This is a genomic window from Hydrogenophaga sp. FW305-3-2-15-A-LB1 (assembly GCF_058787875.1).
Map to the genome: position 1 here is coordinate 44,426 of NZ_JBYTAE010000022.1, position 21,771 is coordinate 66,196.

General features: G+C 67.5%; 18 protein-coding genes and 1 tRNA gene. 7 read left to right on the top strand and 12 right to left on the bottom strand.

The genetic code is table 11. The annotated features are described in order from the left end of the window. Positions 1-47 precede the first annotated feature (47 nt). The 4 genes from AC3WPZ_RS09000 to AC3WPZ_RS09015 form a co-directional block, all read right to left on the bottom strand. Positions 48-746, bottom strand: a complete 699-nt coding sequence (locus AC3WPZ_RS09000; protein ID WP_492439274.1) for a TetR/AcrR family transcriptional regulator — start codon at positions 744-746, stop codon at positions 48-50. 79 nt (positions 747-825) lie between these two features. Continuing rightward, the gene (locus tag AC3WPZ_RS09005; protein WP_382327247.1) at positions 826-1,995 is read right to left on the bottom strand and encodes a CaiB/BaiF CoA transferase family protein; all 1,170 of its coding nucleotides are present in this window, start codon (positions 1,993-1,995) and stop codon (positions 826-828) included. Beyond that, entirely contained in the window at positions 1,992-3,065 is a 1,074-nt protein-coding gene (locus tag AC3WPZ_RS09010) for a hypothetical protein (RefSeq protein ID WP_382160781.1), read from the bottom strand. Before AC3WPZ_RS09010 ends, AC3WPZ_RS09005 begins: the two co-directional genes overlap by 4 nt. Before the next feature lie 7 nt (positions 3,066-3,072). Continuing rightward, a complete protein-coding gene (locus AC3WPZ_RS09015) occupies positions 3,073-4,239 on the bottom strand; it encodes an acyl-CoA dehydrogenase family protein (protein WP_382323490.1) in 1,167 nt (388 codons plus the stop codon). Between the two features lie 155 nt (positions 4,240-4,394). Between AC3WPZ_RS09015 and AC3WPZ_RS09020 the strand changes: the two genes are divergently transcribed. Genes AC3WPZ_RS09020 through AC3WPZ_RS09035 form a run of 4 tightly spaced genes read left to right on the top strand, consistent with a single transcriptional unit; the run spans position 4,395 to position 8,368 of the window. Beyond that, positions 4,395-5,585 carry a CaiB/BaiF CoA transferase family protein gene (locus AC3WPZ_RS09020; RefSeq protein ID WP_492439256.1) on the top strand — a complete coding sequence of 397 codons (1,191 nt, stop codon included), beginning with the start codon at positions 4,395-4,397 and terminating at the stop codon, positions 5,583-5,585. Then, a complete protein-coding gene (locus AC3WPZ_RS09025) occupies positions 5,582-6,607 on the top strand; it encodes an NADPH:quinone oxidoreductase family protein (protein ID WP_492439258.1) in 1,026 nt (341 codons plus the stop codon). Before AC3WPZ_RS09020 ends, AC3WPZ_RS09025 begins: the two co-directional genes overlap by 4 nt. Before the next feature lie 26 nt (positions 6,608-6,633). After that, a complete protein-coding gene (locus tag AC3WPZ_RS09030; protein ID WP_382323493.1) occupies positions 6,634-7,596 on the top strand; it encodes a Bug family tripartite tricarboxylate transporter substrate binding protein in 963 nt (320 codons plus the stop codon). A gap of 1 nt (position 7,597) precedes the next feature. Beyond that, a complete protein-coding gene (locus AC3WPZ_RS09035) occupies positions 7,598-8,368 on the top strand; it encodes an enoyl-CoA hydratase/isomerase family protein (protein ID WP_492439260.1) in 771 nt (256 codons plus the stop codon). A 61-nt stretch (positions 8,369-8,429) separates the two neighbouring features. Here the strand turns inward: AC3WPZ_RS09035 and AC3WPZ_RS09040 are convergent. After that, a tRNA-Ser gene (locus AC3WPZ_RS09040) sits at positions 8,430-8,520 on the bottom strand. Positions 8,521-8,625: 105 nt separating this feature from the next. Here AC3WPZ_RS09040 and AC3WPZ_RS09045 point away from each other — a divergent pair. Then, entirely contained in the window at positions 8,626-10,059 is a 1,434-nt protein-coding gene (locus AC3WPZ_RS09045) for a sensor histidine kinase (protein WP_382160734.1), read from the top strand. A 42-nt stretch (positions 10,060-10,101) separates the two neighbouring features. Here AC3WPZ_RS09045 and AC3WPZ_RS09050 read toward each other — a convergent pair whose 3' ends face one another. The 4 genes from AC3WPZ_RS09050 to AC3WPZ_RS09065 all read right to left on the bottom strand — a co-directional run bounded on the left by AC3WPZ_RS09050 (position 10,102) and on the right by AC3WPZ_RS09065 (position 13,608). Beyond that, complete coding sequence (locus AC3WPZ_RS09050; protein ID WP_204732508.1) at positions 10,102-10,695, bottom strand: LuxR C-terminal-related transcriptional regulator; 594 nt, start codon at positions 10,693-10,695, stop codon at positions 10,102-10,104. Positions 10,696-10,940: 245 nt separating this feature from the next. Then, positions 10,941-12,233, bottom strand: coding sequence for a tryptophan--tRNA ligase (locus tag AC3WPZ_RS09055; protein ID WP_492439262.1), 1,293 nt, complete (start codon positions 12,231-12,233; stop codon positions 10,941-10,943). Positions 12,234-12,240: 7 nt separating this feature from the next. Continuing rightward, a complete protein-coding gene (locus AC3WPZ_RS09060) occupies positions 12,241-12,909 on the bottom strand; it encodes a site-2 protease family protein (RefSeq protein WP_492439264.1) in 669 nt (222 codons plus the stop codon). A gap of 63 nt (positions 12,910-12,972) precedes the next feature. Next, positions 12,973-13,608 (bottom strand): L-threonylcarbamoyladenylate synthase, encoded by a 636-nt coding sequence (locus AC3WPZ_RS09065; protein WP_291121812.1) that lies wholly within the window; start codon positions 13,606-13,608, stop codon positions 12,973-12,975. A gap of 143 nt (positions 13,609-13,751) precedes the next feature. Between AC3WPZ_RS09065 and ligD the strand changes: the two genes are divergently transcribed. Continuing rightward, positions 13,752-16,265, top strand: a complete 2,514-nt coding sequence (gene ligD / locus AC3WPZ_RS09070) for a DNA ligase D (protein ID WP_492439266.1) — start codon at positions 13,752-13,754, stop codon at positions 16,263-16,265. Next, positions 16,262-17,122 (top strand): non-homologous end joining protein Ku, encoded by an 861-nt coding sequence (gene ku / locus AC3WPZ_RS09075; protein ID WP_444688343.1) that lies wholly within the window; start codon positions 16,262-16,264, stop codon positions 17,120-17,122. Before ligD ends, ku begins: the two co-directional genes overlap by 4 nt. 1 nt (position 17,123) lies before the next feature. On the opposite strand, the gene AC3WPZ_RS09080 is transcribed toward ku, so the two are convergent. From AC3WPZ_RS09080 to ppc, 3 genes are read right to left on the bottom strand one after another with little or no spacing between them, the layout of a single operon-like run. Then, positions 17,124-18,035 carry a DMT family transporter gene (locus AC3WPZ_RS09080; protein ID WP_382160720.1) on the bottom strand — a complete coding sequence of 304 codons (912 nt, stop codon included), beginning with the start codon at positions 18,033-18,035 and terminating at the stop codon, positions 17,124-17,126. Continuing rightward, positions 18,035-18,892, bottom strand: coding sequence for a 3',5'-nucleoside bisphosphate phosphatase (locus AC3WPZ_RS09085; protein ID WP_382160717.1), 858 nt, complete (start codon positions 18,890-18,892; stop codon positions 18,035-18,037). Before AC3WPZ_RS09085 ends, AC3WPZ_RS09080 begins: the two co-directional genes overlap by 1 nt. A gap of 46 nt (positions 18,893-18,938) precedes the next feature. Beyond that, positions 18,939-21,710 (bottom strand): phosphoenolpyruvate carboxylase, encoded by a 2,772-nt coding sequence (gene ppc / locus AC3WPZ_RS09090; RefSeq protein WP_492439275.1) that lies wholly within the window; start codon positions 21,708-21,710, stop codon positions 18,939-18,941. Between the last annotated feature and the right edge of the window lie 61 nt (positions 21,711-21,771).

Genomic DNA, 21,771 nt, shown 5'->3' on the forward strand with positions numbered 1-21,771 from the left:
GTTGGGGGGCCGACCAGGCCGACCTGAGCGGTGGGATGCGGCGCCGTTCAACCGTTGCTGTCGGCCTGCTGGCCGTGCGGTCGCGCGGTCACCGCGCCCACCAGCGGCGGGGCCTCGCGCGACACGCCATGGGTGACCTGCCTGGCGAGCTGCTCGGCGATTCGGTGCCGCGAAGAGAACGTGTCGCCTTTTCGGGGCCGGTACCAGACCGTGATCCAGTTCAGCGAACCCAGAATGCCCTTGGAGGCCAGCGAGGGCTCCACGGCCGCAAGACTTCCGGCCGCGATGCCTTCCCGAAGCACGTTCTCGAACAGGTGCTCGTAGGCATCGCGCATCGCAACGACTTCCTTCAGAGCCTCCCTCTCCGAAGCGCTGGTCGTGGTGGACTGGTGAAGCTCCACGCCCTGGACGGTGACCCGCTGGTAGTGCAAGTGCTCCATCATCACCATCGCATGCCGATAGGACATGCTTTGCAGCTTCTGGACAGGGTCCAGCGACTGGTCCTGCACCACCGGCAACTGCGCGCGCAGGTTCAGCACCATCGCACGTTTGTGCACGGCAAAGAACAGGTCGGCCTTGCTGCGGTAGTGGTAGTAGACGCTGCCCTTCGTGGCACCGATCTGGGCCGCGATGACATCGATGGACGCGGCCGCAAATCCGAAGTTCGTGAAGGCCCTCGCCGCCGCATCGAGCAGGGCCAGTTGCGTCGCCGGCATCGACTCGTAGTCGGTATCCACCCAACCCATGATGTTGTCCGGAAGTTCCACGAAATGCCCTCTCTCCACGCGCGCAGGATCGTCGATCCTACTACGGGCGCGGACAGCATCAGGCCTGGTCGAACGGGTCGGCATCGGGCTCCAGCGTCGTGCTTCCCAGAGGGGGCGTCCCCTTGCGAATGCTCCCTGGCGTGTCGGAGAGCTTGATCGGAATGCCGGGACCGACATAGTCGGGTTGGCGAACCACCATCTGCCGGTACTGGGCGTGCTCGGAGGCCGCAACGCTGGCGATGTCCAGAATCGGGGCGGCCGGCACGCCGTCCGCCAGCAACCGCTTGCCGAACTCGTCACCATCCACCTTGGAAAAAGCCCGGGACAACGCCACTTCGAGCGCCTCGCGGTTCTCGACCCGCAGCGTGTTCGTCGCGAAACGCGGGTCCGTGGGCAGGTGGGGCGTCTGCAGATGCGTGCACAGCTTCGCGAACAGCCGGTCGTTCGCCACGGCGATGAACAGGGGGTAGGAGGCCGTCTTGTACACGTTGTAGGGCACGATATTGGCGTGCCGGTTGCCCGTTGGGCCCGGCACCTTGCCCGAATGGAGGTAGTTGCTCAGGAAGGGGTGCGCCACCGACACCGCGCAGTCGTAGAGACTGACGTCCGCCATCTGGCCCCGGCCCGTCCGGGCGCGGGCCTGCAGGGCCAGCAAGACCGCCATCGCCGCATTCATGCCGGTGGTGAGGTCGACGACGGGCACGCCGATGCGCACCGGCTCAGCGCCTTGGTCGCCATTGATCGAGAGCAGCCCCGCCATCGCCTGCACGGCGGCGTCGTAGCCTGGCAGCCCGCCGTAGGGTCCGGTATCGCCGAAGCCCGTGATGCGGCAGTGGATCAGGCGCGGGTAGCGCTCGGTGAACCATTGGACGTTGGGAATGCCCCAGGATTGCAGCGTGCTGAGCTTGAAGTTCTCGAGCAGGACGTCGGCCGTCTCCAACATGGCGTAGAGGCGATCCCGTTCCTCCGCCTTTCCCAGGTCCAGCACGACGCTGCGCTTGTTGCGGTTGACGGCGTTGAAGTAGGCCGAGTGCCCGTTGACAAAGGGAGGGCCGAAACCGCGGCACTCGTCGCCTTCCGGACTCTCGATCTTGAGCACGTCCGCGCCGTGGTCCCCCAGGATCTGCCCCGCAAAAGGGCCGGCGAGCACGCGCGCCGCATCGACCACCTTCAGTCCCGCCAGCGCGCCCAATCCGGGTTGCGAAGTGTTCTCGGTGTGTGTCGTCATTCCTGGATGCTCCAGCGCAGCTCGTGCCCGCCATGGATTTCCTGGTGCGCGAAACCCAGGGAGAGCCGGCGGTTGTGGGCTTGCAAGGCCCCTTCGAAAAGGCCATTCCAGGCGAGGTCCAGGCCGGGGTCCCACTCGGCCACCCCTTCGCGGAATGCCCAGCCTTGCTGCCTCACCTCCCAGCCACCGCCGGTGCGGGTCAGATCGGCGCTGTCACCGTGAGCGAGCGCGATCGACTGGAGGAAGCGGCCAAAGCCAGCGGCGTCCGTCCCGAAGTCCTCGCCGAGCCGGCGCGAGGTCGCGTGGTAGAACTGCATGCCGATCATCTTGGCCGCCAATCGAAGGCGCGAAGAGGCCTCGTCGGGTCCCCACAAGGCGAGCGCGGTGGGGAACGCGGAGCGCACGTACTCCATCGCGTAGTTGCGATGCGCTTTGTCCAGGCGTTCTTGGGGCCAGGTCTGGGTCGGCAGCTTCGGCGCCTTCTGGGGATCGAAGTCCGGTGCATCCTCGTGCCGGGCGAAGCGCAGCCGCTCGTGCGGCGCCAGGTCGCGGTCGTACTCGAAGTAGTAGCCCTCGAGGCCCGATTGGCCATCGACCGTCTGTTTGGTGCACACGAAACCCAGGCGCGGGTTGTTCAACATGGTGCCGTTCTGGGCGTGCCAGCCCAGGAGCATCGCCCTGGAGACTTCGGGCGGAATGCCGCACAGCGCGGTGTCCGCCCAGATCCACCGCGGCGCGGCGTACCGGATCCAGGCCTTGCGTTCGGTCTCGGGCATGAACTCCACGGAGACGCCGCCGATGTGGTTCGAGAGGTAGTGGTACTGCGCGGCAGCGACGGCGGGCGGCAGCTGGTCGATGCCGAGCTTCTTCAGCCCTGGCAGAAACCGCTCACGCCGTTGGCGGCAGAAAATCTCATGGACCAGCTCCTCCGCTTTGGCCGTGCCAAGTCGAGACACGGCGAAAAGCACGATGCCCGTGAAGTAGGCGTGATAGAGCTCAGCGACGGCGCGCCATGCACCGGACTGCTCTGTGATGGAAGGGTCGTGCGGCATCTTCGAGGTGGATTTCATCGTTGCGTCAGGAGTGGGAAGCCGAGGCTTCGCGCTTGATCGCCCGGGCGATCACCAGCCGTTGGATCTCCGAGGTGCCCTCGTAGATTTCCGTGATTCGCTGGTCACGATAGCAGCGCTCGACCACATTCGGCTTCACGTAGCCTCGACCGGCCAGCACGGACATCGACGTGTCGCAGATCTCGTGGGAAGCCTCCGTGGAGAAGAGCTTGGCCATGGCGCCGAGCGCACTGACGTCCTTGCCCGCGTCGTAGGCCTTCGCGGCTTCGAAAACCATCATGCGCGCGGCAGAGAAGCTTGTCGCCGCGTCGGCCATCATGAAACCAACGCCCTGGTGGTCGATGATCGACTTGCCGAAGGTCTTGCGCGACGCCGCGAACTCGGCGGCCGCCCGGTAGCTGCACAGGGCGATGCCGAGCGCCTGCGCCGCGACGACGATCCGTCCGACATTGAGCGTGGACAGCGCGAGCTTCAACCCTTGCCCTTCCTCGCCGACCATGCTCTCTTGTGGCACCCAGACGTCCACCTTCAGGTTCGTCGTCGTCGTGCCGCGAATGCCCATCTTGTCTTCGTAGAAGTCGACGACCGCGCCCGCCGTTGACCGGGGCACCCAGAACGCCGTGATGTTGTTCCGCGCACCTTCTTCGCCCGTGCGGGCAAACACGATGAAGTGCGTCGAGTGCCCACCATTCCCGAGCCAGCACTTTTCACCCCGGATGCGCCAGCCGTCACCTTCACGGACGGCCGTGGTCACGACCGCCGCCGCGTCCGATCCGGCGCCACGCTCGCTCAACGCGAAGTTGACCGCCTCCCCCTTGCGGGCCAGCCCCCCGAGCAATGCCTGCTTCTGCGTTTCGTTGCCGCCAAGGAGCACCGGGAAGGCGCCAAGAGACAGCGCCGCCATGATCGCCGCGGTCGACCCGCAGCCAGCACCAATGGCCTCCACCACGGCGACCAGCGACACGAGAGACGCGCCACCACCCCCATAGGCCTTGGGCAGAAACATGCCCGAGATGCCGGACTCCCGCAGCGGGTCCAGGTGCTCGATCGGATAGCGCTGCTCGCGATCGATGGCATCGGCGGCCGGCGCGAAGTGCTTCGCGGTGAGTTCCTGCGCGAGACCCTGCCAACGCAGCGACTCATCCTCCAGCGGCATTTCCCATAAGACCGACATCTGTTTCTCCGTGTTTTGAGGCGCCGTGCGCCGATGAATACTGATTGGTATCTTACGGCTTCATCGATTCCTATGCAATGGGTCTATGTAGCAATGCACCTATTGCCAAACTCACAAGATACTTGTTAGTATGTTGAAAACATACGCAGGATGTCATGACTGGACCATTGCTTGGAATTCGAGTGCTGGACGCGACCGCGGCCCTTTCAGGGCCGGTCGCGACACAAATCCTGGGTGACATGGGGGCCGATGTCATCAAGGTGGAGTCGCCTGACGGCGACACCATCCGCGGCATGGGCCCCGCCCGCCATGACGGCATGGGGGCGATGTTCCTGCACACGAACCGCAGCAAGCGCAGCATCGTTCTCGACCTGAAGGAGGGCGCCGCACGAGAGGCGTTTGTTCGCCTGGCGGGCACTTGCGACATCGTCGTGTGCAACACGCGACCGAAGGCCATGGCGCGCCTGGGCCTGGACTACGCGAGCCTCAGCAAGGAAAGGCCTGGCCTTGTCTACGTGAGCATCGTGGGTTACGGGGCCGGTGGGCCCGACTCCGACAAGCCCGCCTATGACGACCTGATCCAGGCCGTTGCAGGCATCCCGTCGCTCCACGCGCCTGGCGAGCCGCCGCGCTACGCGCCCATTGCCGTCGCGGACAGGGTGACCGGCATCTGCGCCGCCAACGCCGCGCTGGGTGCCATGGTGCACAAGCTGCGCACAGGTCAGGGCCAATGCGTCGAAGTCCCCATGTTCGAGACCATCGCAGCGCTCGTCCTCGCCGACCACATGGCAGGACTGACGTTCGAGCCCTCCCTGGGCCCGCCCATCTTCCAGCGGTACGTGTCCATCCGGCGGCCGTTCCCGACCACCGACGGCTCCATCTGCCTCATGGTCCTGACGGACAAGCAGTGGCGCACCTTCTTCCACACCGCCGGCCAGCCCGAGATGATGGACGACGAGCGCTTCACGACGGTGGCAAGCCGCACCCGGCATCTCGAGGCGCTCTACGACATCGTTGCCTCACTGCTCAAGCAGCGACCCACGGACGAGTGGATCGCCCTGCTGCAGGAGGCCGACATCCCGGTGGCCAAGCTGGAGACGGTGCAGTCCCTCATGTCGCATGCGCATTTGATCAAGACGGGGTTCTTCCAGGAACTGCAGCACCCCAGCGAGGGCGCCATCCGGACGGTCGCAAAGACCAGCAACTGGTCTCTCACGCCAACGGGACCAACCAGGCCGACGCCGAGGCTGGGCGAGCACACGCGCGAAATCCTCGCGGAATGCGGTTATTCGCCGCAGCAGGCAGACCTGCTCATCGCTGCCGGCGCAGCCCGGGAGGCCCGATGAAAGCCGTCGTGTGCCGTGAGTACGGCGGCCTCGGCACCGCCAGGCTGGAGGAGGTGCCTTCGCCAATGATCCGGCCGGGATGCGTGCGCATCCGGGTGGAAGCCTGCAGCGCGAGCTTCGCGAGCCTTCTGGTCATGGAGGGCAAGCACCAGAACAAGGCGCCCTTGCCACTGATTCCCGGCACCGAACTGGCCGGCGTGATCACCGAAGCGGGCGAAGGCGCATCGCGGTTTTCCATCGGCGACCGGGTCATCGCGGGGGTTCAGTCCGGAGCCTATGCCCAGGAAGTGATTGCGCCCGAAGAGACGGTGTTCGCCCTGCCTGACGGGGTGAGCTTCGACACGGGCGCGCAGATCCCCACGATCTACGGCACCGCGTTCGGTGCGTTGGCCTGGCGGGCGAAGGTCGAGCCTGGTGAAGTGGTGCTGGTTCATGGTGCAGGCGGCGGGAGTGGCCTGGCGGCCATCGAGGTCGCCAAGGCGTTGGGGGCGCGCGTGATTGCCACGGCAGGTTCGGAAGAGAAGGCGGCGATCGCGCGGGCCCATGGTGCGGATCTCGCCATCAACTACCGGACAGACAACTGGCGGGAGGCTGTCCTCGCGGCCACCCATGCCCGCGGCGCAGACGTCATCTACGACCCGGTCGGAGGCGAGACGTTCGACCTCTCGCTACGATGCATCGCACCCGACGGGCGCATCATTCCCATGGGATTTGCCAGCGGCACCATCCCGACCATCCCGGCCAACATCGTGCTGGTCAAGAACATCACCATCATCGGGGTGTACTGGGGCTACTACTTCGGCTGGGGCAAGCACCCGGTGCCGGCCACCAACGACACCAGGCTGCGGCGCACCTACGCCCAACTGTTCGCGTGGGTCCTGGAGCAGAAGCTGCGCCCCCGTGCGCACGCTGTCCTTCCTCTCGCCAATTTTCGCGAGGCCCTCGAAATGATTGCCTCTCGCGAGGTCATCGGCCGCGTCCTGATGCGGCCACAGCAAGAGACTGCGCCGTCAGCCTCGTAAACCACCTGAACCCAGAAGGAGACACCATGTTGATTCGCCGAGCCTTGTGCGCCATTCCGCTGCTAGCCCTCATCGGGGCCGCGCACGCGCAAGACAAGTACCCGTCCCGCCCGATCATGCTGGTCTCGCCCTATGCCGCCGGCGGGGCAACAGAGACCTTTGCACGTCTGCTGAGCGAGGATTTCTCGGCCATCATCGGGCAGCCCCTGGTCATCGAACAGAGAGCGGGCGCCGCCGGAACGATCGGTGCGCGGTACGTCGCGACCAGCAAACCGGATGGGTACACGCTTCTCGCGAACACGTCACAGCACGTGATGTACGAGGGCATGTACCGGAAGCTGTCCTTCGATGCCATGAAGGACTTCAAGCCCGTCGGCATCCTGGGCTCGTCGCCGATCCTGGTCGTCGTGGCCGAAGCGTCCCCGTACAAGAGCTTCAAGGACGTGCTCGAAGCGGCCAAGACGAAGGACATCACCTACGCATCTGGCGCGCTGGGCTCCTTGCCGCACCTCACAGGTGAGCGCGTCGCGAGCCTGGCCAAGATCAAGATGACCCATGTCCCGTTCTCGGGCAACGCGCCGGCGGTGACCAGCACGCTCGGTGGACACGTCGACATGATGTACTCCACCGCTCCCAGTGTCATCACGCAGATCAAGGGCGGCAAGATGCGGGCCTTGGCGGTCTCGACCAAGGAACGCATGCCCGAACTGCCGAATGTGCCAACCATCGCCGAGTCCGGCATGGCCGGCTTCGACGTCACGGCCTGGTATGCGGTGTGGGCGCCGAAAGACACCCCCAACGACGTGGTGCGGACCCTCAATGAAACGCTGCGCGCTGCCTCTGCGAAGCCGGCGACCCGCAAGCGCATGGCCGACGCGAGCGTGACGCCCAGCAACCTGACCGCCGAGCAGTTCGCGACCTTCGCGGAGCGCGAGCGCCAGGTTTGGCTGCCCGTGATGAAGGCTGCCGGCCTGGAGCCTGAGAACTGACATGGCCGACGGTGGCGTTGAGGTCCGCGTCGACGGACATGTGGCCTGGGTGACGATCAACCGGCCCGAGCGGATGAACGCGTTGGCCAAGGCCACGTTCGCCCAGCTCGCGGAGGCCTCGCTCAGGCTGGACGACGATCCGCAGGTTCGGGTCGTCGTCTACACCGGCGCCGGTGAGCGCGCGTTCTCCGCGGGCGTGGACCTGAAGGAGCTCGACGCTGCCGGCCGCATGGCGCACCCCATGGGCGGACGGGAGCGAAACCTCAATGAGCTTGTGCTGGAGATGTCCAAGCCCACCATCGCCGCCATCAACGGCGTCGCCGCCGGCGGCGGGTGCGAACTCGCGCTTGCTTGCGACATCCGGATCGCGGCGCAAGGCGCAAGAATGGGCCTGCCGGAAGCCAAGGTGGGGATGGGGGCCAACTTCGGTAGTGTGGTCCTGCCCTTGTTGGTCCCGCGAGGTATCGCCCTGGAACTGTTGTACACCGGGCAACTGGTCGACATGGAGGTGGCGCAGCGGATCGGCCTGGTGAACCACGTGGCGCCTCAGGCCGAGCTCATCGAGCGGACCCGTGCGCTGGCAACCCAGATCGCGGACAACGCACCGTTGACGGTGCAGCGCATGAAGGCCGTCAGCTTCAAGAGCATCGGACTGCCCGCCTCGGCAGCCTTGCGCTTGAACGTGGGCCCGAATCCGTACATCTCTGAAGATCGGCTCGAAGGCAACCGCGCCTTTGTGGAAAAGCGCAAGCCCGGATTCCTTGGCCGCTAAGGCCGCGCCTGTTTCGTAGGGAGTCTGAACGGGTCGCGACCCCTCGAGCGTCATCAAGGGGTGGCGGAGAGGGTGGGATTCGAACCCACGGTACGTTGAAAACGTACACGGGATTTCGAGTCCCGCGCATTCGACCACTCTGCCACCTCTCCGTGTTCGAAGCCTCGGATTCTAGCAGGCTGCGGAGCGGGGTTTGCCGCAGGTGGTTCGGGCAGGCCGGGTGAGACAATGCGCCATCGCTTGTCCGCTGGTCCTTCATGCTCGTCGATACCCAACCCGCCACCTACCAGCATGTGCCCGCTTCGCCCGAAGTGCGCGACCACTGGGTCAATTCCCAACTCATCGGGGTCCTGATGGACAACATGGGGCCCTCGCTGCTGGCGGGGGTGCTCTCCCTGCCGGTGCTGGTCTACCTCATGGCCGGCCAGGCGAACACCATCGCGCTGGCGGTGTGGGCAAGCTTGACGCTCGTCATGCTGGTGATGCGCTACCGCCTGATCGGCATCTACCGGCTGCGCCACGACAGCCTGGAAGGCCCGCAGCGCATGAATTTCGTGGAGCGCTACCAGTGGTCCTGGACGGCCATGGCGCTGCTCTGGGGTGGCCCGGTGTTGCTGAGCTACCAGCAGTCCACCCAGGCCACCCAGTTCGTGTGCGGGCTGGTCGTGCTGGGCCAGGGCCTGCTCACCCTGACGGCCTTCAGCGCCTACCTGCCGGTGTTCCGCCAGTACGCCAATGCCCTGATCTTCTCGGTGTTCGTCGGGCTGGCCTGGAACACCTTGTGGATGCTGCACAAGCCCGAAGCGGTGCAGATCGGCCTGGTGCTGATGGCGCTGCTGTTCGTCTTCTGGGGCTTGCTGATCATGGCGGGCCGGCGCCTGCACGAGGTGCACCGCTCCAGCTTCGAGCTGCAGTTCTCCAACCAGGAGCTGATCGATTCGCTGACGCTGCAGACCCGCGCCTCGCTGCGGGCGGTGGCGACCAAGAACCGTTTCCTCGCCTCGGCCGCGCACGACCTGCGCCAGCCGGTGCACGCGCTCAGCCTGTACGCCGACTGGCTGGCCACCGAACCGGAGATGGCGCGCGACATCGCGCCGCGCATCCTGCAGTCCACGCGGGCGATCAATGAGCTGTTCGACTCCCTGTTCGACCTGACCCGCATCGACGCCGGCAACTACAAGGTGCGCCTGCAGCACGTGGACGTGAAAAAACTGTTTGCCGACCTGTCGCTGCAGTTCGAGCCGGTGGCGGTGGGCAAGTCGCTGCGCCTGCGCACGCACACCCGGCCCTGCACGATCTGGTCCGACCCGGTGGTGCTGCGCCGCATCCTGGGCAACCTGGTGTCCAACGCCCTGCGCCACACGCAGCACGGCGGCGTGCTGCTCGGGCTGCGCCACCGCGAGGACATGCTGGTGTTCGAGGTATGGGACACGGGGGTGGGTATTGCCCGCGAGCACCAGCAGGCGATCTTCCAGGAGTTCTTCCGGGTGTCGCAGCATCAGGGCACCGAGGACAGCCTGGGCCTGGGCCTGACCATTGTCTCCAAGCTCACCTCGCTGATGGGCTACCAGCTCGCCTTGAACTCGGTGGCCAACCGGGGCAGCGTGTTCCGCGTGATGCTGCCCGACTTCACCCAGCGCGAGCCGCTGGAGGCGCACCCGACGGCCTCGGGCGTCAACTCCGGTTTCTGAGGGGGTGCCTGGCCGCCCGGTTGGGGCGGGCCAGGAGGGTGATCAGAGGTCGAGCAGGCCGGCGGTGCGGGCCAGGTGGCTCGCCTGCGAACGGCTCTTCACGTTGAGGCGGCGGAACAGCCGCCACAGGTGCACCTTGACGGTGTGTTCGCTGATCTGCAGCTGTTCGGCGATGTCGCGGTTGCTCAGGCCCCGGTCGAGCATGACCAGCAGCTGCTTCTGGCGCTTGGAGAGCTTGTCGGGGATGGTGGGCGCGTTTTCGTCTTCCACCTCATCGGCCAGGAACTCGCGCAGCACCTTGGCGATCTGGGCGGCACCGGCGGACTTTTCCACGTAGGCATCGGCGCCGGCTTCCCGGGCCAGGTCTTCGTAGTCGGAGGAGGGCGAGGCCGAGAGCACGATCAGGGACGTGTCGGGCAGCATCTGGCGCACCTCTCGCACGCCCGAGACGCCGTTGGTGTCGGGCAGCTTCAGGTCGAGGCAGACCAGCTCGGGCTCGCCATGCTCGGCGATGGCCTTGCTCACGGCCGCCAGACGTTCAAGTTCAACGACCTGCGTGGAAGCACGCAGGCGTCGCAACAGCATGACGACGGCTTCGCGCATCAGCGGGTGGTCGTCGATAACAAAAATACTCATGTCTGGCGGGCCGGTAATAACGGAGGTCGAGTTGACAGCATATCGAGAATGCACGTGTTTGGCGATAGCCAATAACGGGCCAATGCAGTCGTTCTTTTTACTTTTGGAACCCAGCACCCGGGGGTATTTGAGCCGAGGGGCTCAACGCCGCCGGGGGATCGAGGTCAGAAGAACACGTTCTCGGGGTGCACTGCAAGCCCCGATTGTGTATCAAAGCTTGAACAGGGGTGACACAGGGCGGACACTTATGCCTTGTCGGGGCCGAAATGGGCCAGGGCCTGGGCCAGTGCCGCAGGGTCGGCCCGGGTGGTCAGTTGCGCCTGCAACCCGTCGAGGGCCTGGCTGCCTTGCTGCTGAAGGCGCGCAATGGCGCCGGCGGCTTCCTTGCCCGAAGCGAATCCGGTGCTCTGCAGCAGCAGCTGCCCGCCGGCGTCGACCAGCTTGAAATAGAACAGGCCATCGCTTTCGCGGTACTGCTTGAACGCCGGCGCGGCCGCCTTGGCGGCTTTGGTGGTGGTGGCCGACACCGCGCTGTCGAGCCGGCGCAGGCCGACGGCCTCGCGCAGCCGGGCGGTGAAGGGCGTGGCGATGGCGCGGGCCTTGTCGGCGCCGGCCTTGAGGGTTTTTTCGATGCGCGCCGGGTCCTGGATGAGCTGGTCGTAGACCTCGCGCAGCGGCGCGATCTCGCGATCCAGGCGCTCGAACAGGGTCTGCTTGGCGTCGCCCCAGGCGATGCCCTCGGCGAAAGCCTGGGCCAGCGCGGTGGTTTCGTCGGCCGAGGCGAAGGCCTGGTAGAGCTGGAACAGCGCCGAGCCTTCGGTGGACTTGGGTTCGCCGGGCGCGCGCGAGTCGGTCACGATGCCCATGATGAGCTTGCGCAGCTGTTCGCGCGGCACGAACAGCGGAATCGTGTTGTCGTAGCTCTTGCTCATCTTGCGGCCGTCCAGGCCGGGCAGCAGGGCCACATGGTCCTCGGTCACCGCCTCGGGCAGCGTGAAGTGCTCGCCATAGAGGTGGTTGAAGCTGGACGCCATGTCACGCGCCATCTCGATGTGCTGGATCTGGTCGCGGCCCACCGGCACCTGGTGCGCGTTGAACATCAGGATGTCGGCCGCCATCAACACCGGGTACATGAAGAGGCCGGCGGTCACGCCCGCGTCGGGGTCTTCCCCGGCGGCGTTGTTCTTGTCGACCGAGGCCTTGTAGGCATGGGCGCGGTTGAGAATGCCCTTGCCGGTCACGCAGGTGAGCAGCCAGGTGAGTTCGGGGATCTCGGGGATGTCGGACTGGCGGTAGAAGGTCACCTTCTCCGGGTCGAGCCCGCAGGCCAGCCAGGTGGCGGCGATCTCCAGCGTGGAGCGCTGCACGCGGGCGGGCTCACCCACTTTGATGAGCGCGTGGTAGTCGGCCAGGAAGTAGAAGCTCTCCACCTCGGCCAGGCGGCTGGCGCGCACGGTCGGGCGGATGGCGCCGACGTAGTTGCCCAGGTGGGGGGTGCCGGAGGTGGTGATGCCGGTGAGGACGCGGTGGGTTTTCATGGCGGGATCAGAACAGCAGCATGCGAAGGGGGGAGAGCAGCACCTGGATGGCGCTTTGCGTGAGCGACATGAGGGGGAGCAGCCAGAAGGTGCCGACCACGCCGGTGATGACCAGGGCCATCACGATGAAGAAGCCCCAGGGCTCGACGCGGGAGACGAGGGCGGCCTGTTTCCAGGGCAGCAGGCCGACGAGGATGCGGCCGCCGTCCAGCGGCGGCAGCGGGAACAGGTTGAAGGCGTACATGACGAGGTTGACCTTCAGGCCGGCCTCGCACATCTTGAGGAAGAAGGGCTCTTCCACGCCGGTGGCCACCAGCACATAGAACAGCACGATCCAGGCGATGGCCTGGACCAGGTTGGCGCCCGGGCCGGCCAGAGCAACCCAGATCATGTCGCGCTTGGGGTTGCGCAGGCGGCCGAAATTCACCGGCACCGGCTTGGCGTAACCGAACAGGAAGGCGCCGGAGGTGGCGAAGTACAGCAGCAGCGGCATTGCGATGGTGCCGATCGGGTCGATGTGGCTCAGCGGATTGAGCGTGATGCGCCCCATCATCTCGGCGGTGTTGTCGCCGTAGTGCCGGGCCACGTAACCGTGCGCCGCCTCGTGCAGGGTGATGGCGAACAGCACCGGGATGGCGTAGAGAGCGACGGTTTGAACGATCTGGGCGAAATCCATGGTGGGGCGCGGCGGGCAAACGGGTATTGTCCCAGACTGGGCGGGCCGCCCGGTGGGGACGGCTCAGAGGCCGAGGCGGGCCAGGGCGCCCTGGCCGGTGCGCACCACCTCGGGTTCGCCGCCGGTGCCCATGGGCGTGAGATCGACCACCGTGGTGGGCGCCAGCGCGCAGGCGCCGGCGTCGATCACGCCGGCCAGGTCGTGTTCGAGCCGGTCGCGGATGTCCTGCGCGTCGTTGAGCGGGTCGGTTTCGTCGGGCAGGATCAGCGTGGTGGCCAGCAGCGGGGCGTTGTGCAGGTCCAGCAGGGCCTGCAGGGTCTTGTGCTCGGGCACGCGCAGGCCGATGGTCTTGCGCGAGGGGTGGCTCACGCGGCGCGGCACCTCCTTGCTGGCTTCGAGGATGAAGGTGTAGGGGCCGGGCGTGGCGAGCTTGAGCAGGCGGTACTGCCGGTTGTCCACCTTGGCGTAGCTCGCGAGCTCGCTCAGGTCGCGGCAGAGCAGGGTGAGGTGGTGCTTGTCGTCCACCTGGCGGATGCGGCGCAGGCGGTCGGCCGCGGCCTTGTCGTCGAGGTGGCAGACCAGGGCGTAGCTCGAATCGGTGGGCACCGCGAGCACGCCGCCGCGTTCGAGCAACTGCACCGCCTGCTTGAGCAGGCGCGGCTGCGGGTTCTCGGGGTGGACTTCGAAATACTGGGACATGCCGACATTGTGACCCGCTCGGCGCGATCGACGCGCACCAGGGGAGACAGTAGAAATTGCCGCAAAGGCGGTGTGCGGCGCGGCCTGCTCCCTTGGCCGTCCTCTGTCGGGGCAGCGGGCGCGCCATTTGCCCTGGGACGTGCATGGCGGCCAACACCACCTCCTCCTCCAACCTGCTGCAGCGGTACAAAGCCAAGCGAAATTTCGCGCGCACACCGGAGCCACCGGGCGAGGTCGGCCGCGCGGCCAAGGCGCTGGGTTTCGTGGTGCAGAAGCACTGGGCGAGCCGGCTGCACTACGACTTCCGCATCGAGCTGGACGGCGTGATGAAGAGTTGGGCCGTGCCCAAGGGCCCCAGCCTGGACCCCGGTGACAAGCGCATGGCGGTCGAGGTGGAAGACCACCCCCTGGCCTACGCCGCCTTCGAAGGCACGATTCCGCCCAGGCAGTACGGGGCGGGCAAGGTCATCGTCTGGGACAAGGGGGTGTGGGCGCCCGAGGGCGACCCCCACGCCGGGCTGCGCAGCGGCAACCTGAAGTTCGAGTTGCTGGGCCACAAGCTGCGTGGGCGCTGGGCACTGGTGCGCATGAAGACGCGCGACGAGAAAAAGCCCGCCTGGCTGCTGATCAAGGAGCGCGACGCCTTTGCCCGGCCCGCGGACGAGTTCAGCGTGGTCGACGCCGCGCCGGACAGCGTGGCCTCGCAAGGCATGCCATCGAAGGACACGGCCGACTGGCCGCCCGAAGCCGTGCCGGCCGCGCTGCCGGCCACCCTGTCGCCGCAGCTCGCCACGCGCTCGGAAAGCCCACCCGTCGCCGAGGCGGACTGGCTCTACGAAATCAAGTTCGATGGGTACCGCATGCTGGCGCGCATCGACGGCACCGAGGTGAAGCTGTTCACCCGCAATGGCCACGACTGGACGCACCGCCTGCGGCCGCTGCACCAGGCGCTGCAGGACAGGCACCTGCCGCCGGGCTGGTACGACGGCGAGATCGTCGTGTTCGGCGACAGTGGCCTGCCCGACTTCGGTGCCCTGCAGCAATCGCTGGAGAACGAGCGCACCTCGGCCGTCGTGTTCTACCTGTTCGACCTGCCCTACGTGGGCGGCCACGATCTGCGGGCCGCGCCGCTGGTGGCGCGCCGCGCGGTGCTGGAGCGCCTGCTGCGCGACCACCCCGGCGGTGATGCGGTGCGCTTCAGCGCGGTGTTCGAGGAGTCCGCCGCCAGCGTGTTGACGTCGGCTTGCCGGCTCGGCCTGGAGGGCGTGATCGCCAAGCGCAAGGCCGCCCCGTACCGGTCCACGCGCGGCACCGACTGGCTCAAGCTCAAGTGCGGGCAGCGCCAGGAGTTCGTGATCGGCGGTTTCACCGAGGGCAAGGGCTCGCGCACCGGCTTTGGCGCCCTGCTGCTGGGCCTGCACGAGGCGGACGGCTCGCTGCGGCATGTGGGCAACGTGGGCACCGGCTTCGACACCGGCACCCTGTCCAGCCTGCACCGGAAGCTCAAAGCCCTGGAGCGGCGGACCAGCCCGTTCGCCCAGGCGACACTGGCGGGCCGGCCCCACTGGGTCACGCCCTCATTGGTGGCCGAGGTGGCCTTCTCGGACTGGACACACGCGGGCCACATCCGCCATGCGGTGTTCGTGGGGCTGCGCGAAGACAAGGCCGCAACAGCGGTGGAACGGGAGGTGGACGTGCCCAAGCCGAACGACTCGCCCGCGCCGGTGCGCAAACCGGGCAACCCGCCCGTGCCGGCGCAGAAGCCGCCCGCGCCTTCATCGGTGCGCGTGACCCACCCCGAGCGCGTGATCGACGCGAGCACCGGCGTGTCCAAGCTCGATCTGGTCACGTTCTACGCCACCGTGGGGCCGCTGATGATCGAGCACCTGCGGCAGCGGCCGGTGGCCCTGATGCGCGCGCCTTCGGGCGTCGAGGGCGAGCTGTTCTTCCAGAAGCATGTGCCGCCGTCGATGAAGATGGCCGGCGTGGTGCAGCTCGATCCCGCGCTGGACCCGGGCCACGACCCCTGGGTGGCGGTGGCCACGCGGCGCGGGCTGCTCTCGGCGGCGCAATGGAACGTGGTCGAGTTCCACACCCAGAACGCGTTCGCGCGCACCTTCGAGAAGCCCAACCGCATCGTGTTCGACCTCGACCCAGGGGAAGGCGTGGCCTGGGCGCAGGTGCAGGAAGCGGCGCAGCTCACGCATTCGCTGCTGGACCACCTGGGCCTGGTGAGCTTTCTCAAGACCAGCGGTGGCAAGGGCCTGCACGTGGTCGTGCCGGTGCGCCAGCAGCACGACTGGGACAGCGTGAAAGGGTTCGCGCAGGCCGTGGTGCGGCACATGAGCGAGACCATTCCGCAGCGCTTCGTGGCCAAGAGCGGGCCCAGGAACCGGGTCGGCAAGGTCTTCGTCGACTACCTGCGCAACGGGCGCGGGGCGACCACCGTCAGCGCCTGGTCGGCGCGCGCGCGCCCGGGCATGGGCGTGTCCGTGCCGCTGGACTGGAGCGAGCTGCCGGCCTTGCGCGGCAGCGACCACTGGCACGTGCGCAACATCGCCGAGCGCCTGCCCATCGGCAACCGGCCCTGGAACGGCTATGCGCGGTCCGCGCGCTCGCTCACGCCGGCCATGAAGCTGCTGGGGTACCCGTCATGAGCCCGCGCGTGATCTGGAAAGGCGCCATCAGCTTCGGTCTGGTGCACGTGCCGGTGGCGCTGTACCCCGCCTCGCAGGACAGCGGCATCGACTTCGACTGGTTGGACCGGCGCTCCATGGACCCGGTAGGCTACCAGCGCATCAACAAGCGCACGGGCAAGCCGATCAAGGGCGACGACATCGTCAAGGGCGTCCAGCAGGACGATGGCGAGTACGTGATCGTGAGCGACGAGCAGATCAAGGCCGCCTACCCCGTGTCCACGCAGACCATCGAGATCGAGACCTTCGTGCAGGCGGCCGAGATCCCGTTCCTGCTGCTGGAGAAGCCGTACTACCTGGAGCCCATCGGCAAGGGCGAGAAGGTCTATGCCCTGTTGCGCGAGGCCATGGCCCAGGCTGGCGTGATCGGCATTGCGCGCGTGGTGATGCACACCAAGGAACACCTGGCCGCGCTGATTCCCATGGGGCCTGCGCTGGTGCTCAACACCATCCGCTGGGCCAGCGAGATCCGGCCGGTGGAGGACCTGAAACTCCCGGCGGCCGGCAAGTCGGCCGCGGGCGTAAAGGCGGCCGAGCTCAAGATGGCCACGCAGCTCATCAGCGACATGACCGGTCCCTGGGACCCGGAGGCCTATGAGAACCGGTTTGTCAGCGCGGTGCAGGCCCTGGTGCGGCAGAAGGTGAAGGCCGGCGACACCAAGACCGTAACGCCGCTGGAAGACGCGACCGAAGCGGCGGCACCGTCGAACGTGGTCGATCTCACCGAGTTGCTGGCGCGCAGCCTGGCCGGTCGCAAGGGCGGCACCCCCAAGGCCGCCACGGCGAAGAAAACCGCCCCGGCCCGCCGGCGGGCTTGAATCACTCGGGTGGGTGGGCGTCGGCTGGCAGGCGCCGGTCGCGCGCGGTGAGCCAGCTCGCGGTGGCGCCGCACAGCACGATCAGCGCGATGCCGATCAACTCCCAGCGGCCTGGCACGTGGCCGAACACCAGCCAACCACAGAACATGGCGAAGCCGATCTGGCCGTAGAGGTAGGGCGTGAGCGTGGAGGCCGGCGTGCGCTGGAACGCCAGGATCAGCAGGAAGTGGCCGACCGTGCCCATGAGCCCGATCAGACACAGGATGGCGAAGGTGGCCATGTCGGGAATCGTTTGCCAGACCACCGGCAACACCAGGCTGGAGACCAGCGCACCGACCCAGCCGGTGTAGAAATGCATGGTCATCGGGTCTTCGGTGCGCGCCATCTTGCTGGTGAGGATCTGGAACCAGGCGTAGGTGAACACCATCACCAGGGGCAGCAGGCTGGCCCAGCCGATCACGTCGCCACCGGGCTGCACCACCAGCAGCGCGCCGGCAAAGCCGCCCACCACCAGCAACCAGCGCAGCGGCGGCACGCGCTCGCGCAGGAACAGGGCCGCCAGCAGCGTGACCACCAGCGGCGTGATCATGACGATGGCGGTGAACTCGCCCACCGGCATGTACTGCAGGGCGACGAAGGACAGCGCGCTTACCGTCAGCAGCAGCGCGCCGCGCAGCAGCTGGAATCGCGGGTGCTCGGTGCGCACCAGGCCGCGGCCGCGCACCGGCAGCATGACGGCGGTGACGAGCACCGCATGGAACACGTAGCGGAACCACACGGCCATCAGCACCGGCACGAAGGCGCCGACGTACTTCACCGAGGTGTCGAGCACCGCGAAGCAGGCCGTGGCCAGGATCAGGAAACCGATGCCCAGCGCGGCCTGCGCGGGCGTGTGGCGCGGAGGCTGCGCCATCACTGCAGGATGCGCGACTGCAGCAAGGCCCACACGGGCGTGACGCTGCCCGGCAGGTCGGGCAACTGGCCCAGGTCGGTGTGGCTTTCTTCGGGGCTGTGGAAGTCGCTGCCGCGCGACGCGGCCAGGCCGAACTCCTGGCAGAACCCGGCGTACTTGACGTAGTCGGCCTGCCCGTGCGCGCCGGTCATCACTTCCACGCCCTGGCCGCCATGGGACTTGAATTCGGTGAACAGCGCGAACTCTTCGTTGGGCGTGAGCTTGTAGCGCCCCGGGTGGGCGATCACCGCCACACCACCGGACTGCGTGATCCAGCCCACCGCGTCACCCAGCGCCGCCCAGCGGTGCGGCACGTAGCCGGGCTTGCCTTCGGTGATGTACTTGCGGAACACCTCGTTGGTTTCCTTGCACACGCCGATTTCCACCAGGTAGCGCGCGAAATGCGAACGCGAGATCAGTTCCGGGTTGCCCACGTATTTCAGCGCGCCCTCGTACACGCCCTTGATGCCCACACGGGCCAGGTCGTCGCTCATTTCGCGCGCGCGTTGTTCGCGGCCGCCGCGCGTGGCGCGCAGGCCGGCCAGCAGCGCCGGGTGCTGGTGGTCCATGCCCAGGCCGACGATGTGCACGGTGATGCCGGCGAAGGTGACCGAGATCTCCGTGCCCGTGAGGTAGGGCAGGCCGGCCTCGCGCGCCGCGGCAATGGCGCGGTCCTGGCCGCCCAGTTCATCGTGGTCGGTCAGCGCCCACAGTTCGACGCCGTTGGCTTTGGCGCGCTGGGCGAGCACCTCGGGCGTGAGGGTGCCGTCCGAGATCACGGAGTGGCAGTGCAGGTCGGCGTTGAGCAAAGGGTTCACCCGTTCATTTTAGGTGGGGGTGCCATGGCCCTGTGCGTCCAGGGGTTCAGCCCGTGTTCCGCAGGCCGGCGGCGATGCCGTTGATCGAGATGTGGATGCCCCGGCGCACGCGTTCGTCGCGGTCGGCCTGGTTCTCGCCCGCCCGGTAGCGGCGCACCAGCTCCACCTGCAGGTGGTGCAGCGGGTCGATGTACGGGAAACGGTGGCGCATGGAGCGCTGCAGCGCGGCGTTGTTCACCAGCCGCTGCTTTTCACCGGTGATGAGCGCCAGCGCGTCGGCCGTGCGCTGCCATTCGGCCTCGATGGCCTTGAACACCTGGTTGCGCAGGCGCTTGTCGGGCATCAGTTCGGCGTAGCGCGAGGCCAGGGCGAGGTCGCTCTTGGCCAGCACCATGTCCATGTTGGAGAGCAAGGTGCTGAAGAAAGGCCACTGCTTGACCATCTTGTGCAGCAGCGCCTTCTGCGCGGCCACGCCCTTGGGGCCGTCCTGGTGCAGGAAGGCGTGCACCGCCGAGCCGAAGCCGTACCAGCCCGGCAGGGTGAGGCGGCACTGGCCCCAGCTGAAGCCCCAGGGGATCGCGCGCAAGTCCTCGATCTTCTGCGTGGCCTTGCGCGAGGCCGGGCGCGAGCCGATGTTGAGTTCGGCGATCTCGCGGATCGGGGTGGCGGCGAAGAAATACTCGGCGAAGCGCGGGGTGTCGTAGACCAGCGCGCGGTAGGCCGCCATGCTCTGGCGCGAGAGTTCGTCGGCCGCGGTCAGGAAAGCGGCGGGCGCGTTGCGCGTGGGCTTGAGCAGCGTGGCTTCCAGCGTGGCGGCCACCAGGGTTTCGAGGTTGCGCCGGCCGATCTCGGGGTTGGCGTACTTGGATCCGATCACCTCGCCCTGTTCGGTCAGGCGGATCTGGCCGCGCACCGTGCCCGGGGGCTGCGCCAGGATGGCCTGGTAGCTCGGGCCGCCGCCCCGGCCCACGGTGCCGCCGCGGCCATGGAACATGCGCAGCTGGATCGGTTTCTCGGCGCCCTTGTTGAGCGTGTCGAACAGCTCGACCAGCGCGATCTCGGCGCGATACAGCTCCCAGTTGCTGGTGAAGATGCCGCCGTCCTTGTTGCTGTCGGAGTAGCCGAGCATGATGTCCTGCTCGCTGTAGCCGTCGCCCGCGCCGCGCTGCACCATGGCGCGCACGCCGGGCAGGGCGAGGTACTCGCGCATGATGGGCGCGGCGTTGCGCAGGTCTTCGATGGTCTCGAACAGCGGCACCACGATCAGGTCGCACACCGCGTCCTCGGCCAGTGTGCCGCGCATCAGGCCGGCTTCCTTCTGCAGCAGCAACACCTCGAGCAGATCGCTCACCGTCTCGGTGTGGCTGATGATGGCGTGGCGGATGGCCTGCGCGCCGAAGCGCTCGCGCCCGCTGCGCGCGGTGTCGAAGATCGCCAGCTCGCCCAGCGTATGGGCCGAGTAGGCGACGCCGGGCACGCGCAGGGGGCGCGCGTCGTTCAGCTGGCGCAGCAAGACGGCGCGTTTGCCCGCTTCGTCGAGCTTCGAGTATTGGGGCTCGATGCGCGCGGCCGCGAGCAGCTCGGCCACGACTTCCTCGTGCTTGTCCGAGCTTTGCCGCAGGTCCACGGTGGCGAGGTGAAAGCCGAACACCTGCACCGCGCGCATCAGCGGCAGCAGGCGCGCGCGCGCCAGGGCTTCGCCGTGGTGGGCCTTGAGCGAAGCCTCGATGGTGCGCAGGTCGTCCAGCAGTTCGGCGGCGCTGGCGTAGGGGTCTTGCGGCGCGATGGCGTGGCGCGCCGCTTCGCCGCCGGTGAGCTGGCCGAGCGTGGCCGCGAGGCGCGCGTACATGCCGGTGAGCGCGCGGCGGTAGGGCTCGTCCTGGCGGTGGGCGTTGGTGTCGGGCGAGCGCTCGGCCAGGGCCTGCATGGCCGGGCTCACGCTGTTGAGCATGGCCGAGACCGACAGCTCCGCGCCCAGGTGGTGCAACTGCGTGAGGTGGTGGCGCAGCACCATGTCGGCCTGGCTGTGCAGCGCGAGCTCCAGGGTCTGCGCGGTCACGTTGGGGTTGCCGTCGCGGTCGCCGCCGATCCACTGGCCCATGCGCAGGAAGGGGGCGATGGGCGGCGCGGCGTTGCCGCTGTCGCCCAGGCCTTCTTCCAGTTCGCGGTAGAGGCGGGGGATCTGCGTGAGGAAGGTCGCTTCGTAGTAGCTCAGCGAGTTCTCGATCTCGTCGGCCACGGTGAGCTTGGTGAAGCGCAGCAGGCGCGTCTGCCAGAGCTGCGTGACGCGGGCGCGGATCTGCGCCTCGATGTCGGCGCGCTCTCTCGGCAGGCGCTGTGGTTCGTCGCGCTCGCCCAGCAGGCGCGCGATGGCGCGTTCGGCGTCCAGGATGCTCTTGCGCTGCACCTCGGTGGGGTGGGCGGTGAGCACGGGCGAGATGTGGGCGCTGGCCAGCGTCTGCACCACCTCGGCGGGCGCGATGCCGGCCTTGTGCAGGCGCTGCAGCGTGCGCGCGAGGCTGCCTTCCTGCAGGTTGCCGGCGCGCTCGTGCACCGCGCGGCGGCGGATGTGGTGGCGGTCTTCGGCCAGGTTGGCCAGGTGGCTGAAATAGGTGAAGGCGCGGATCACGCTCACGGCCTGGTCGCCGGTCAGGCCCTTGAGCAGCTTCTTCAGCGCCTTGTCCGCCGATTCATCCGCATGACGGCGGAACGCCACTGAAAGTTGGCGGATCTGCTCGATCAGGTCGAACGCGGCCTGGCCCTCCTGCTCGCGGATCACGTCGCCCAGGATGCGGCCGAGCAGCCGGATGTCGTCGATGAGCGGCTGGTCCTTGTCGGCCCGTCCGGCGCCCTGGTTGGTGGTGGTTTTGTGGGCGGGG